Genomic DNA, 13684 nt, shown 5'->3' with positions numbered 1-13684 from the left:
GTCATGATGTCGAGGTTTCCGGCGTAGGCCGGGAGGTAGTGGGCGGCTCCCTCGACCTCGAGGAAGACCGAGACCCTCACCGCGTCGGTGTGCGCGGCCTCGGCGGGCAGCAGGGAGCGCACCGGGTCGTCCGGCCCCACCTGGTCGAACTGCACCTTCTGCTTGAGGCGGTAGCCGGGCACATACGCCTGGACGCGGCCGACCATCTCCTCGACGGAGGCGGTGACCTCCTCGGTGGCGCAGCCCGAGACGAGGCAGTGCACGGTGTCACGCATGATCAGGGGCGGTTCGGCGGGGTTGAGGACGATGATGGCCTTGCCACGGGCGGCGCCGCCGACGCGCTCGATGGCGGCGGCGGTGGTCTCGGTGAACTCGTCGATGTTCGCGCGGGTGCCGGGGCCCGCGGAGCGCGAGGAGATGGAGGCGACGATCTCGCCGTAGTGGACGGGGGTGACCGCGCCCACCGCGGCCACGATCGGGATCGTGGCCTGGCCACCGCAGGTGACCATGTTGACGTTGGGCGCGTCGAGGTGGGCGTCGCCGTTGACCGGGGGCACCACATAGGGGCCGATGGCGGCCGGGGTGAGGTCGACGAGGGTGCGGCCGAGGGGGCGCAGCACCTCCTCGTGGCGCTTGTGGGCACCGGCGGAGGTCGCGTCGAAGACGATGTCCACGTCGGCGAACTCGTCCATCGCCACCAGCCCGTCCACGCCCTCGTGGGTGGTGGCCACCTTCAGACGGCGGGCGCGGGCCAGGCCGTCGGAGGCGGGGTCGATCCCGGCCATCGCGGTGATCTCCAGGGTGTCGGAGAGCCGCAGCACCTTGATCAGAAGGTCGGTGCCGATGTTGCCGGACCCGATGATCGCCACTTTGGCGCGGGTGTTGGTCTCGCTGCTCACCGGTGGTCTCCTTCCGCGGTGAACCCGACTCCTACGGCGCCCAGGTTCGAGATACGGGCGTGGAACACATCGCCCGGGGCGGCCGGGACCATCGGCCCCAGGGCCCCGGTCAGGACAAGGTCGCCCGCGCGCAGCGGGTCGCCTCGCTCGGCGAGGGCCGAGGCCAGCCAGACGGCCGCGTTGAGGGGGCCGCCGAGGCAGTCGGCGCCGGTCCCGTGGGAGGCCATCTCGCCGTTGCGCGTCATGGTCATCTGTACGGAGCGCAGGTTGAGCCCGGACAGTGGCACCGGGCAGGCGCCGAGGACGTACAGCCCGCAGGAGGCGTTGTCGGCGACGGTGTCCACGATGGAGATGTCCCAGTCCCGCACCCGGCTGTCGACGATCTCCAGCGCGGGCAGCGCGAAGTCGGTGGCGCGCAGCAGGTCCACGACGGTGCAGTGGCGGTGTGGCAGATCGCTGCCGAGCACGAGCGCCACCTCGGCCTCCACCTTGGGCTGGAGCAGCCGCCCGGCGGGCACCTCGCCCCCCTCCGGCACGGCCGCGTCCGCGAAGAGCGCGCCGAAGTCCGGCTGGTCCACGCCGAGTTGGCGCTGTACGGCCGGAGACGTCAAGCCGATCTTCCGGCCGACGATCCGGCGGCCGGCGGCCTGTTCGCGTCGCAGGTTGAGCCGCTGGACCGCGTAGGCGGCCTCGATGTCGCCGTCGTCCAGGAGCGTGCGCACCGGCGCGCAGGCGATCCCGTCGCGGGCCGCGCCCGCGAGTGCGTCGGCGGCCTTGACCACGGTCCCGGGGAGGGAGTCCGTCGGGACGTGGTCGGGAACATTCGGCACGGGCTACCTCCTGGAGAAGAACATGGGGCCGGGGCCCGGCGCTCCCGATGTGGCCTCCGGTATAGACGCGCCGCCCATCACGAGCCAACTTCCGTTCCGTCACACGGAACGGGGCGCATGGCGACGTGCCGGACGGGATGACACTGACCTCGCGTACCCGTCTCCGTCCAGCGGCCCGTACCGCCTGACGGAACGCCCCGAGCGAGGGGCCTGTCCCCGCCGACAGACCCCGCGATCCTGGGCCGAGTACCGCGATGTGCTTTCCCCTGCTCGGCGCCACGCACCGGGCGATCGCGATGGACACCGTCGGCTACGGGGCGTCGGCGCAACCCGCGGACGACCAGAGCGTCGAGATGTTCGCCGACGGGGTCGAGGACCTGGTGGACGGGCTCGGACTCGACACGTTCCACCTGGCCGGACACCACACCGGCGGAGTTCGTACGCGACGTCGTCGGCGATGACATGTCCGGCCCGGTGTCTTCCGGGTCGGAGGGGGTAGGTGGCGTTCGTTCCACCCGATCAACGCCGCCCTCCCCCTACGGCCAGGAGAGACACGTGCCCAGAGCGCTCGTCACCGGGATCGCCGCCACCGCCGTCGCCACCGTCCTGCTCACGGGCTCCGGAGTCGTGAGCGCCACCGCGACGGCCACCGCGCCACGCGAGCCGCGTGCCACCGATGTCCACCGGGTCCGCATCCAGGACGACTTCGACTCGCTCGGCCCCGAGGTCCGGGCGCTGAAACTCGACTCGGGCCGCACCGCCCACTACATCGACGACGGTCCCCGGGACGGAAAGCCGGTGCTCTACATCGGTGGCACGGGCACCAGCGCCCGGGTGGCGCACATGACGGACTTCCTGCGCAGCACCCGGGAGTCCCTCGGGCTGCGGCTGATATCGGTCGAGCGCAACGGCTTCGGCGACACCGAGTTCGACAAGAGCCTGGGGAAGGCGGACTTCGCGAAGGACGCGCTCCAGGTGCTGGACCGCGTCGGGGTGCGCAAGGTCAGTGTGATCGCCATCTCGGGCGGCGGTCCGTACGCCGCCGAGCTGGCATCCCTGGCCCCGGACCGCGTGTCGTCACTGCACCTGGCCGCCGCCCTGCCGCCGTACGGCGCCCGGCGTCCGTACTGCTCGATGTCCGACGAGGAGCTGGGCAAGTCCCTGGAGAAGCAGATCGCCGACCCCCGGGTCTGGTGGGCGCTCCCGGACGACAGCCCGACCAAGCGCATCCCCGGCTTCGCCGACACCGCCTTCGAGGACGGCGCCCGCACCTACAACCAGCGCGGCCAGAAGGCCGACCCCGCAGCTCAGGTGCATGAGCAGAAGCTCTACTGCCAGCGGCCCGGCCCCGATCTGTCAAAGCTCACGGCCCCCGTCATCCTCTACAGCGGGAAGAAGGACACGACCGTGCCGCCCAGCACGATCGACACCTGGAAGCAGCACCTGCCCGGCAATCCGGCCGTGCGCAGCTATGCCGACACGGGACACGATGTGCAGTACCGGCACTGGGACCAGATCCTTGTCGACCTCGCCGGGGACACGGACCGCACGGTCATCTGCTACCGGGGCCACAGCACGATGCCACTTGCCCGGATCGCCGACCCCCTGGTCGAGAAGGGCCGGGCCACGCTCGGTAGCTGCGCCTGGCGGAAGTCCGATGGGGACGGGCCCATCGGCTGAGACGAGGCCCCGAGGCACATCACGGTCGCCGCGCCCAGAACAGGGCGTGGCCGCCGTCGCCCTCGGGGGCGAATTCCTCTCCCTCGACGGTCAGTCCGGCCTGGGTGAGCCACGTCCGATAGGTCGCGGCGTCGGCGTGGCTCCACCACATCGTGGCGCCACCGCCGAGCCAGTTGTCATCGGTGCCGGTCCAGGCGGTGTGCCCGGTGGTGGCCAGGAACCAGCCGCCGGGCCGTAGCCAGGTGGCGATCCTGGCGAGGAGCGGAGGTTGTTCGGCCAGCGGGATGTGGATCAGGGCGTAGAGGGAGACCACGGCGTCGAAGGAGGCGGCCGGGAACTCCACGGCCGTGGCATCGGCCTGGCGGAACTCGGCCTCCGGCACGAGTTCCCGTGCCCGGCGGATCTGCTCCCCGCTGATGTCGACTCCGGTCACCCGGTGTCCCGCGGACGCCAGCACGCGGGCCACCGGGATGCCGCAGCCGCACCCCAGATCCAGCACGGTGGCGGCGGGTGGGATGCGCTCCTGAAGGGCGCCGAGCCAAGGCTGGTACTTGGTCTCGGTGGCGTAGGACTGCTCGTAGTGGCGGGAGAGCGCGTCGTACCCGCGCCTGACCACGTCCTTGGGATCATCGATGTCCACGACAGCGCACGCTAGTTGGGGGCGGGCGCGTGCCGCGAACGGTTTTCGGGCGCGAGACGATGCCCGCGCCCGGCAGCGCCGTCAGATCTTGCGCACTGCGGCGACGAACTCCGCCCAGGCCCCGGCCGGGACGACCAGGGCGGGGCCGCTCTTGTCCTTGGAGTCGCGGATGCCGACCTGGGCGGTGTGGGGCAGGTGGGCGATCTCGACGCACGCGGTGCCGTTGTTCTCGCTGTAGGACGACTTGAACCAGGCACCTTCGGGCGCGACGTCAGAAGCTATGCGGTGTGTCATGTCAGATCTCCCGTGCTAGTCGTTGCAGGAATTCCGGTGTCTCGCCAGGCGCGAGAGCGCCTGCCCGCAGGGCCTCGAACCTGCGGGAGAAACTCCAGATGGTGGTGTCCTTGTCGCTGATCTCCGACCCGTCGGCTGCGTCGCTCTGCACCACCGTCGGAAGCGGGCTGCCGAACTCGAGCAGGCTGAAGTTGGCACCTGTCCGGTAGGTGGCTGTGGCCATCGGGAGGATCTGGACGGTCACATTGTCGAGCTGCGCGAAGGCAAGGATCTCCTCGTACTGCTCGCGCATCACCTCCGGGCCGCCCACCACCCGCCGCAGTGTTGCTTCCTCCTGGATGACCCAAAGTTCCAATGGGCCGTCTCTGCGTGTGAGAGCCTTCTTGCGCTCCATTCGAATCTGGATGTGGCGCTCGACGAACTCCGTCGTTGTCTCCTCAACCGGCTTGGCGGTCTGGAACATCGCCCGGGTATAGCGCTCGGTCTGCAACAGCCCATGCACCACGCTCGGTTGCCAAGCCCGGATGCTCCGAGCACCGCTCTCCAGCCCGATGTACATCCCCATGCCGGACGGCAGGACGCTGCGATAGAGCGACCACCAGCCCCGGTTGAGCGAGTCCCGGTGGATCTCGACCAGGAAATCCACGTCGTCCTCGTCCTCGACGCCGTATCGGTCCAAGAGGGCTTTCAGGTCCGCGGCCTTGGGCAGGGCCGAGAGGCCGTTCTCGACGCGGAAGAGTTTCGTGGTGGAAAACGTCAACCCGTCCACGGCCTCCGCCAGGGTGAATCCGGCCTTGTCCCTCAACCGCTTGAGCTCCCAGCCGAGTTGCATGCGACGGACCGTCGGTCCCGTTGGTGCTGCCACGAGTATGCCTCCGGAGGAGTCGAGCCTGCCATGTCGCCGTGCGAGTTCTGAGTCTGGCAAGGGCAGACCACCGCATCAGGTCATTTGCCTACTCGGTCACATATGCCATCTGAAGCGGAAATTAGCTGTCATCTTGCGCGCCAGCTTCCGCGCGTCCGAAGCTGTTTCCGCCACCGCCTCATCACTCGCGGTAGCCGAACCTCAGAACGCCATGGAGCCCTCATGCCTTCATCACGCCCCCGTCTGCTGCCCTGGCCCGGACAGAACGGGCAGCCCTGCTTCCTCGTCACCGACGACACCGGCACCAGCTACCTCTCGCGGCTGGCCGACGAGATGGAGGCCGTACAGCTTCGCACCGGGACCGACCTTCTCGGGCATGCGCGGCCGCTGCTCCGAGACCACCGCGCGAACGCCCGCGAGCTGCGCTTTGTGGGGCATCGGCTCGCCGAGGCGCTGCATGACGCGCTGCGGGTGGCCGAGAGCCGGGGGCGGCGGCTGGAGGACCGGGAAGAGACCGCACCAGAGCAGAGTTAGTAGAAGCATGAACAACAGCGTGGACGTCGTGGTCATCGGTGCCGGGCAGGCGGGGTTGTCCGGGGCCTATCACCTGCGGCGGGCCGGGTACGAGCCCGGTACGGGCTTCGTGGTGCTCGACCACGCGCCCGCGCCCGGCGGGGCGTGGCAGTTCCGGTGGCCGTCGCTGACGTACGGCAAGGTGCACGGGATGTACGACCTGCCCGGCATGCGGCTGACCAGCGACGACGCGGATCCCGCGCGACCCTCGGCCGAGGTGATCCCGGCCTACTTCGCACGCTACGAGCGCGCCTTCGATCTGCGGGTCGTCCGGCCGGTGCATGTGGACGCCGTACGGGACGGGGACGACGGCCGGCTGCTGGTCGAGACCTCGGCCGGGACGTGGGCCGCGCGGGCGCTGATCAACGCGACCGGGACCTGGGACCGGCCGTTCTGGCCGCGCTACCCCGGGCAGGAGAGCTTCCGGGGGCGGCAGCTGCACACCGCGCAGTACCCCGGGCCCGAGGCGTTCGCGGGGCGGCGGGTGATCGTCGTCGGGGGCGGTGCCTCCGGGGTGCAGCATCTGCTGGAGATCGCGGAGGTGGCGGCGGAGACCACCTGGGTGACCCGGCGCCCGCCGGTGTTCCGCGAGGGGCCGTTCGGCGAGGTGCAGGGGCGGGCGGCGGTGGCGCTGGTCGAGGAGCGGGTGCGGCGGGGGCTGCCGCCGCAGAGCGTGGTGTCCGTGACCGGGCTGCCCCTGACGGAGCCGATGCTGCGCGCCCGGGAGAAGGGCATCCTCGACCGGCTGCCGATGTTCGAGCGGATCACCCCGAACGGGGTGGCCTGGGCGGATGGGCGCCATGTCGAGGCGGACACGATCCTCTGGGCCACCGGTTTCCGCGCCGCGATCGACCATCTCGCCCCACTGCGGCTGCGTGAGCGGGGTGGCGGGATCGCCGTCGAGGGGACCCGGGCGGTCCGTGATCCCCGGGTGCATCTGGTCGGCTACGGGCCCTCGGCCAGTACGGTCGGCGCCAACCGGGCGGGTCGGGCCGCCGTACGGGAGATCCAGGAGTTGCTGGACGCCGTCGACGGTCGGCGGTCACCGGCGAGGATCGCCGTCGGGCGTTGACCGGGTGCGGGGCGGCCCGGTGCTCCCCCGGACCACGAGGGTGGGGTCGAGGACGATGTCCCGGTCGGCGGTGCGCCCCTCGTCGAGCCGTTCGGCGGCCGCCCGGACGGCGACTTCGGCCGCCTCTGCGGCGTCCTGACGTACGGAGGTGAGGTCGATGAAGGACAGCCGGGCGAGTTGGCTGTCGTCATAGCCCACGATGGACACGTCATCGGGGACGCTGACGCCCGCGCGCAGGAACGTGCCCAGCAGACCGTGCGCACAGCGGTCGTTCCCGGCGATGACGGCTGTGGGCAGCTCGGGCCGCGCGAGCAGGTCCCGGGCCACCCGGGCGCCGGATTCCTCGGTGTAGTCGCCGGGGTGGACCCGGATGTGGTCGGCCAGTCCGTGGCGGCGCATGGCGGCGCGGTAGCCGCGTCGCCTCTCCTCGGCGCCGGGCATGGCGCCGCCGTCGATGTGCGCGATGGCGCGGTGTCCTTGTGCGACGAGATGGTCGACGGCTTGGCGCATCCCGTTCCGCTCGGCGGTACGGACGACGTCCGTACCGGCGGCTCGCGTCAGCGGGTTGATCTCCACGATGGAGGGGCCGCCGACGTCCGTGGCCGGGTGGTGCCGCTCGAAGGTCGTGCCGATGGTGATGATGGCTTCACAGCGCAGTCCGAGCAACTCGTCCATCGCCTGACGCTCGTCGCGGGTGTCCACCATGGCGTTGAGCACGAGGGTGTAGCCGTGCTGCCGGGCGGCGGGGTACAGGGCCTCGACGATGCCCACGTCATGCGGCTGGCGCATGGTGAACAGCACGCCCAACTGCCGGCTCCGGGTGCGCCGCAGCAACTGGGCGGCGGTGTCGGGACGATAGCCCAGTTCCTCGGCCGCCTGGAACACCCGTCGGCGCGTATCCGGGCTCGCGCCGGGCTGGTTGCGGAACACCAGTGACACCAGGGCCTGCGAAACACCGACGCGCGCGGCGATATCGGACATGGTGGGGCGCTTGGGGCGCCCCACCGGGCCTCCCGGCCCGGCCGATCGGCCGGGGCCTCCTGAATCCCCCATCCGTAACCTCCTCGTGTTTCATGTCTTGACATGCGTCACACCGCGCTCCCATAGTACGTAGCACTTGTACGTACTAGTTGTACTGACAAAAAGACAAAGGCTCTCCGCAGCCGCACGATCGCGGCTGGCCGGCCATGAGAGACCGCGCGGCAGGTGACCCCTGCCGGAATGGCTGTGCCGTCGCGCCGGACCCACGTACGCCCCAACTCAGTCGACATCGGGAAACACACCGCATCTGGCCGGGGCGCCACCACCACCTCCGTTGCCTCCATGAGGAGCCACGACGATGAACACCCGACTCGACCCCGAGCACTCGGGCATCGCACCCCAAGAATCCGAAGTACCGCCGGACACCAAAGGTCCCCATTCACGACGGCTCGGCCTGGTCGCCGTCATCGTGACCTTCGGCGGGCTGCTGTTCGGCTACGACACCGGCGTCATCAATGGTGCCCTCGATCCACTCACCGCCGACCTCGGTCTGACCGCCCTCACCGAGGGAATCGTCGTCAGCATCCTCATCTTCGGTGCCGCCTTCGGCGCCATGATCGGCGGAGCGCTGTCCGACCGGCACGGCCGCCGCCACAACATCCTGCTGTTGGCCCTGGTGTTCATGATCGGCACCCTGGGCTGCGTGCTGTCGCCGAGCTGGCAGGTGCTCGCCCTCTTCCGCTTCATCCTCGGCCTGGCCGTGGGTGGGGCCTCGGCGACGGTTCCGGTCTACCTGGCCGAGATCGCCCCGTCCGAACGTCGCGGCTCCATCGTCACCCGCAACGAGGTGATGATCGTGACCGGCCAGTTCGCGGCGTTCGTCATCAACGCGATCATCTTCAACATATGGGGAGAGGTCGACGGAATCTGGCGGCTCATGCTCCTGGTCGCCGTCCTTCCGGCGATCGGGCTGTTCATCGGCATGCTGCGGCTGCCGGAGAGCCCGCGCTGGCTGGTCTCCCAGGGCCGTGACGACGAGGCACTCGCGGTCCTGTCCCAGGTCCGCACCCCCGAGCGGGCCCAGGCCGAGATGGCCGAGGTCCATCGGCTCGCCGAGGAGGAGCGGGTCGCCAGGACCGCGGGCCGGGTGGATCTCGGGGTGCGATGGGTGCGCCTGCTCATTCTGATCGGCGCGGGCCTCGGCATCTGCCAGCAGTTCACCGGCATCAACTCCGTCATGTACTACGGCACGCAGCTGCTTGGCGACGCCGGGTTCTCGGGCGACTCCGCCATCATCGCGAACACTCTCAACGGCGCCTTCAGCGTCATCGGCATCACGATGGGCCTGTTGGTCATCAACAAGCTCAAGCGACGCACCATGCTGCTCGGCGGGTTCGCCCTGACCACGACGTTCCATCTGCTCGTCGGTCTCTCCGCGCTGCTGATGCCCGAGGGCGCCGCCAAGGCGTGGTTCATTCTCGTGTTCGTCGTGCTCTTCGTCTTCTCCATGCAGGCCACCATCGGTCCGCTGGTCTGGCTGATCCTCTCCGAGATGTTCCCCCTGAAGATCCGCAGCCTGGCCATCGGTATCAGCATCTTCGTGCTGTGGATTGCGAACGCCCTGGTCGCCCTCGGCTTCCCGCCGGTCGTGGAGGCCATGGGCATCTCGAACACCTTCTTCGCCTTCGCCGCCTTCGGCGTGCTGGCCATCGTCTTCATCGCGACCTGCGTCCCCGAGACCAAGGACCGCTCGCTGGAAGAGCTGGAGGACGACTTCCGTGCCCGCTACTCCTGACCCGATCCGCTCCGGCAGAAGGGCTCCCGCACCATGACCGTCATGACCGCCATCGCCGAGGGCCGCGAGGGAGACCACGCGCTGGCCGCGGGAATCGCCGAGGCGCGGCTGCTGGGCACCGATCTGGTGCTGGTCAACCTGCGCCTGTCCGCAACGGACCGCTCCGCCCTGCCCGAGGACCTGGAGACCACGGTCGTCGAGCGCAGCGGTCCCGGTGACCGCGACCCCGTCGACGCCGTTCTGGACGAGATCGAGGCCCGGCCCGGCGTCGACCGGCTGGTCATCGGCCTCCGCCGGCGATCGCCGGTGGGCAAGGCGCTGCTGGGCAGTGTGAGCCAGCGGCTGCTGCTGGAGAGCCCCGTCCCCGTCGTCGCGGTCAAACCTCCGGCCTGACCGTGACCACGTAACGGACCGACGCCTTCACCGGGGCCACCGAGATCAGCGAACCCCAGGTCAGGCGCCTGGTCTGGACGCGAACGTCGAGTCCCGCACCACCAGCTCCGGCTGCAGCACGATCCGCCGGTGCTGGTGGGTGGCGGCCTCGTCGCCGGTCTCCTCGATCAGCAGCTCGGCCGCCGTACGCCCCATCCGGAACGCCGGCTGGCGCACCGAGGTCAGCGGCACCGCGGCCGCCGCCGCGAACTCGATGTCGTCGTAGCCCACCAGCGCCACCTCCCCCGGCACCGACACCCCGGCCGCGAAGAGGGCCTGCAGCACCCCCAGCGCCAGCAGGTCGTTGGCGCAGAACACCGCCGTCGGCCGGGGGGAGATCCCCAGCAGCCGGGCGCCCGCGTCGCGGCCCGAGGCCACGTCCAGCCGCTCGGCCTCGATGTGCACCATCGCCTCCTCCGGCAGCCCCTCCTCCGCGAACGCGCCCCGCAGCCCGGTGCGCCGGTCCTGGCACTGCGGGAGCAGCATCGGGCCGCTGACGTAGACCACGGAGCGGTGGCCCTGGGCGATGAGATGGCGCCCGGCGAGCGCGCCGCCCTCGATGTCGTCGACCGACACCGAGCAGCCGTCGGCGCTGGGCACTTCACGGTCCACGAAGACGAACGGGATGTCGTGGCGCCGGAAGCCCTCCAGGTTGGCGCCGGTGACATCGGCAGGGGTGACGAGCACTCCGCGCACCCGGTGCTCGGCGAAGAGCCCGAGGTAGTCGGCCTCCTCCTCGGGGCTCTGCGCGCTGTTGCACACCATCACCCCAAGACCCGCCTCCCGCGCGGCACGCTCCGCTCCGCTCGCCACGTCCACGAAGAACGGGTTCGCCATGTCCAGCACCAGCAGCGCGATGATCCGGCTGCGCCCGGCGCGCAGCTGGCGCGCGGACTCCTGGCGTACATAGCCCAGGCGCTCGATCACGGCCTGCACCCGGTCGCGCGTGGCCTCGGCGACCATCTCGGGCCGGTTGATCACGTTCGAGACGGTTCCGACCGACACTCCCGCCTGCCGCGCGACGTCCTTGATCCCCACCATGCGTCCCACGACCCGGGCCTCCGCCTTCCCGCGACCCACCGCGGTCGCGGGAACATCGTAGTGCGCTGTTCGACCGGTCGGGCGGGACCGGGCCACCGCGGGGCCCGGGCCCCGGCTCAGCCTCGGGAGCGCACCAGGCTCGATCCGCGGACCACGAGCTCGGGCTGGAGGACGATCCGCTGGTGGCGGTGGTCCCCGGCCCGCTCCCCCGTCTCCTCGATCAGCAGCTCGGCCGCCGTACGTCCCATCCGGAACGCCGGCTGGCGCACCGAGGTCAGCGGCACCGCGGCCGCCGCCGCGAACTCGATGTCGTCGTAGCCCACCAGCGCCACCTCCCCCGGCACCGACACCCCGGCCCCGTACAGCGACTGGAGCACCCCCAGCGCCAGCAGGTCATTGGCGCAGAACACCGCCGTCGGCCGCGGGGACATGCCCAGCAGCCGGGCCCCCGCGTCACGGCCGCAGGTCACATCCAGCCGGTCCACCTCGACATGGCGCAGCGCGGACTCGCCGAGCCCTCGCTCGCGCAGGGCGCGCAGTGCGCCCTCGCGGCGGTCGCGGCACTGGGCCAGCCGCATCGGCCCGCTCACATAGGCGAGGGTGCGATGGCCGAGGCCCAGGAGGTGGCGGGCGGCGAGCTCGCCGCCGGTGACGTCGTCGACCGACACCGAACACCCCTCGGCGCTGGGCAGCACCCGGTCCACGAGGACGAAGGGGATGGGCTGCCGCCGGAAGGAGGCGAGATTGCGCCCGGTCATATCGGCCGGGGTCATCAGCACTCCGCGCACCCGCTGCTCGGCGAAGAGCCCGAGGTAGTCGGCCTCCTCCTCGGGGCTCTGCGCGCTGTTGCACACCATCACCCCAAGACCCGCCTCCCGCGCCGCGCGCTCCGCGCCCCGCGCGACGTCCACGAAGAACGGGTTCGCCATGTCCAGCACCAGCAGCGCGATGATCCGGCTGTGACCGGCCCGCAGTTGACGCGCGGACTCCTGGCGTACATAGCCCAGGCGCTCGATGGTGGACAGCACCCGGGCCCGGGTCTCCTCGGACACCGAGTCCGGGCGGTTGATGACGTTGGAGACCGTGCCGACCGAGACCCCGGCCTCGCGCGCCACCTCCTTGATGCCCACGCCTGGTGCCATCGTCAGGAGGGGAGGGCGAAGTCGATGACGCGGAGGGCGGAGGGTGTGGTGCCGCTGGACTTCCGCTGGTAGAGATACGACAGGACGCCGTCCTGGGCGAGCCGGGTGTCGTCCACGACGACCTCGCCGAAGGCGTTCAGACCGCTGCCGTCGTAGACGGTCTTCCAGTCCGTCCAGCCCGAGGACTTGGACGCGGCCACAATCCGGCCGTACGGCATCACGGCGTAGGCGTTGTCGTAAGCGTCGAAGACCAGGTGGCTGCGCTGGGTGGAGCCGGGGGCCACCGGGATCTCCGTCTTCTTCCAGGCGCCTGCCGGGTCCTTGAAGACGTGGAAGGTGCGGCCGTATCTCGTCCGGTCGGCCACATAGTCGGTGGTGCACTGCCCGAAGCGGCCGGGGACATAGCTGATCAGGGCGTGGGGCGCGCCGGCGGAGTCGGTGGCCTGGCTCTCCTGGTTCATCAGCGAGTGGTCGGGGCCCAGGGGGTCGACGACCGTTCCGGCGTCGCCGACCGCCACCGTGTCGGAGCCACCGGTGGTGCCGACGACGGCGCCCGCCGCGGTGCGCCAGGTGCGGCCCCGGTCGGAGCTGTAGACATAGCCGGTGTCGTGGTTGGTGAGCCCGCCGCTCGCGCACATCACCGCGTTGCTCTGCTCGCGCCAGGTGTAGAAGGCGTGCAGCCGGCCGTCGGGCCCGTAGTCGATGCCGTGCAGATACATGTTGCGGGCGGTGCTGGAGCCGTGCTCGCTGCTGTAGGTGCCGGTGGCGGAGGACCACTCGCCGAGGGCCCGCCACTTGGTGCCGTCGTACTCGGCGAGCGCGTTGCGGCCGTTGCCGGAGACGCCGACGCGGTAGCTGAGCTGGAGTCGGCCCTCGGGGGTGGCGATGAACTGCGGGTAGGTGAACTGGGAGGTGAGCGCGAGGCCGTCGAGGGTGGTCTGGACGGCACCGAACTGGCCGGTGGTCCAGGGGTGTCCGGCGGGGTCGTCCACCAGCCCGGCCACCGACTTCACATAGAAGAAGCCGCTGCTGTGGGAGTCCATGTTCAGGTGCAGCCGGCCGTCGGTCCGCGAGATCCCCATGGAGATGACGTTATGGGAGTCGTCGGCGGTGAGCCGGTGCGGCAGGGTGACGGTCTGCCAGCTCTGCTGGGTGAGGGCGCGGCGCCCGATGACCGCGCTGCGGTCGGCGGTGTACCAGACGGCGTACTGATAGCCCTTGTAGGTGAGCAGCCCGTTCTTCTGGAAGGCGTTGTTGTTGACCAGGCCGTCGTACGACACGAAGTAGATGGCCTTGGCGTCGAGTTGGGTGTCGGCGAGCTTGCTGACGGCCGGGCCCGGGGCTGCTCGCTGCCCTCGCGGTGCGGCGTCGGCCTTGCCGCCGGGGAGGGAGGCGGCGCCGAGCAGGGCGGTGGCCAGGACGGCGATGGCCAGTGGTCTC

Annotated in this window: 14 protein-coding genes and 1 pseudogene; 6 read left to right on the top strand and 9 right to left on the bottom strand. The window is 70.6% G+C overall.

Annotation, left to right across the window (positions count from 1 at the left end):
- Together GWI24_RS28560 and mhpD are read right to left on the bottom strand one after the other, a co-directional pair.
- A partial coding sequence (locus tag GWI24_RS28560) for an acetaldehyde dehydrogenase (acetylating) (RefSeq protein ID WP_210948773.1) occupies positions 1–899 on the bottom strand: 899 nt, incomplete at its 3' end.
- Complete coding sequence (gene mhpD / locus GWI24_RS28555; protein WP_210948772.1) at positions 896–1729, bottom strand: 2-keto-4-pentenoate hydratase; 834 nt, start codon at positions 1727–1729, stop codon at positions 896–898. The genes GWI24_RS28560 and mhpD, both read right to left, overlap by 4 nt.
- Positions 1730–1913: 184 nt before the next feature.
- Here mhpD and GWI24_RS28550 point away from each other — a divergent pair.
- Positions 1914–2166: pseudogene (locus GWI24_RS28550) on the top strand (alpha/beta fold hydrolase); the annotation flags it as partial.
- Positions 2167–2284: 118 nt separating this feature from the next.
- Complete coding sequence (locus tag GWI24_RS28545) at positions 2285–3409, top strand: alpha/beta fold hydrolase (protein ID WP_210948771.1); 1125 nt, start codon at positions 2285–2287, stop codon at positions 3407–3409.
- A 19-nt stretch (positions 3410–3428) separates the two neighbouring features.
- On the opposite strand, the gene GWI24_RS28540 is transcribed toward GWI24_RS28545, so the two are convergent.
- The 3 genes from GWI24_RS28540 to GWI24_RS28530 form a co-directional block, all read right to left on the bottom strand.
- On the bottom strand, positions 3429–4049 hold the full coding sequence (locus GWI24_RS28540; protein WP_210948770.1) for a bifunctional 2-polyprenyl-6-hydroxyphenol methylase/3-demethylubiquinol 3-O-methyltransferase UbiG: 621 nt from the start codon (positions 4047–4049) through the stop codon (positions 3429–3431).
- An 81-nt stretch (positions 4050–4130) separates the two neighbouring features.
- Entirely contained in the window at positions 4131–4343 is a 213-nt protein-coding gene (locus tag GWI24_RS28535) for a DUF397 domain-containing protein (protein ID WP_210948769.1), read from the bottom strand.
- A 1-nt stretch (position 4344) separates the two neighbouring features.
- Entirely contained in the window at positions 4345–5175 is an 831-nt protein-coding gene (locus GWI24_RS28530) for a helix-turn-helix transcriptional regulator (RefSeq protein ID WP_247617005.1), read from the bottom strand.
- Between the two features lie 255 nt (positions 5176–5430).
- Between GWI24_RS28530 and GWI24_RS28525 the strand changes: the two genes are divergently transcribed.
- The gene (locus GWI24_RS28525) at positions 5431–5742 is read left to right on the top strand and encodes a hypothetical protein (RefSeq protein ID WP_210948767.1); all 312 of its coding nucleotides are present in this window, start codon (positions 5431–5433) and stop codon (positions 5740–5742) included.
- 7 nt (positions 5743–5749) lie between these two features.
- Positions 5750–6853, top strand: a complete 1104-nt coding sequence (locus GWI24_RS28520) for an NAD(P)-binding domain-containing protein (RefSeq protein ID WP_210948766.1) — start codon at positions 5750–5752, stop codon at positions 6851–6853.
- Here the strand turns inward: GWI24_RS28520 and GWI24_RS28515 are convergent.
- Entirely contained in the window at positions 6824–7858 is a 1035-nt protein-coding gene (locus tag GWI24_RS28515; protein WP_308344109.1) for a LacI family DNA-binding transcriptional regulator, read from the bottom strand. The two genes, GWI24_RS28520 and GWI24_RS28515, sit on opposite strands and share 30 nt — an antisense overlap.
- 334 nt (positions 7859–8192) lie before the next feature.
- Here GWI24_RS28515 and GWI24_RS28510 point away from each other — a divergent pair, with 334 nt between their 5' ends.
- A complete protein-coding gene (locus tag GWI24_RS28510) occupies positions 8193–9629 on the top strand; it encodes a sugar porter family MFS transporter (protein WP_210948765.1) in 1437 nt (478 codons plus the stop codon).
- A gap of 42 nt (positions 9630–9671) precedes the next feature.
- On the top strand, positions 9672–10022 hold the full coding sequence (locus tag GWI24_RS28505) for a universal stress protein (RefSeq protein ID WP_247617004.1): 351 nt from the start codon (positions 9672–9674) through the stop codon (positions 10020–10022).
- A 60-nt stretch (positions 10023–10082) separates the two neighbouring features.
- Here GWI24_RS28505 and GWI24_RS28500 read toward each other — a convergent pair whose 3' ends face one another.
- The 3 genes from GWI24_RS28500 to GWI24_RS28490 form a co-directional block, all read right to left on the bottom strand.
- Positions 10083–11102, bottom strand: a complete 1020-nt coding sequence (locus GWI24_RS28500; protein WP_210948775.1) for a LacI family DNA-binding transcriptional regulator — start codon at positions 11100–11102, stop codon at positions 10083–10085.
- A 116-nt stretch (positions 11103–11218) separates the two neighbouring features.
- Positions 11219–12244 carry a LacI family DNA-binding transcriptional regulator gene (locus tag GWI24_RS28495; RefSeq protein ID WP_210948763.1) on the bottom strand — a complete coding sequence of 342 codons (1026 nt, stop codon included), beginning with the start codon at positions 12242–12244 and terminating at the stop codon, positions 11219–11221.
- A 2-nt stretch (positions 12245–12246) separates the two neighbouring features.
- On the bottom strand, positions 12247–13677 hold the full coding sequence (locus GWI24_RS28490; RefSeq protein WP_210948774.1) for a BNR repeat-containing protein: 1431 nt from the start codon (positions 13675–13677) through the stop codon (positions 12247–12249).
- Between the last annotated feature and the right edge of the window lie 7 nt (positions 13678–13684).

Origin of the sequence: Streptomyces sp. MK37H (assembly GCF_018035285.1) — a bacterium.
GTDB classification, from domain to species: Bacteria; Actinomycetota; Actinomycetes; order Streptomycetales; family Streptomycetaceae; genus Streptomyces; species Streptomyces endocoffeicus.
This window is presented reverse-complemented; position numbering and strand designations above follow the sequence as displayed.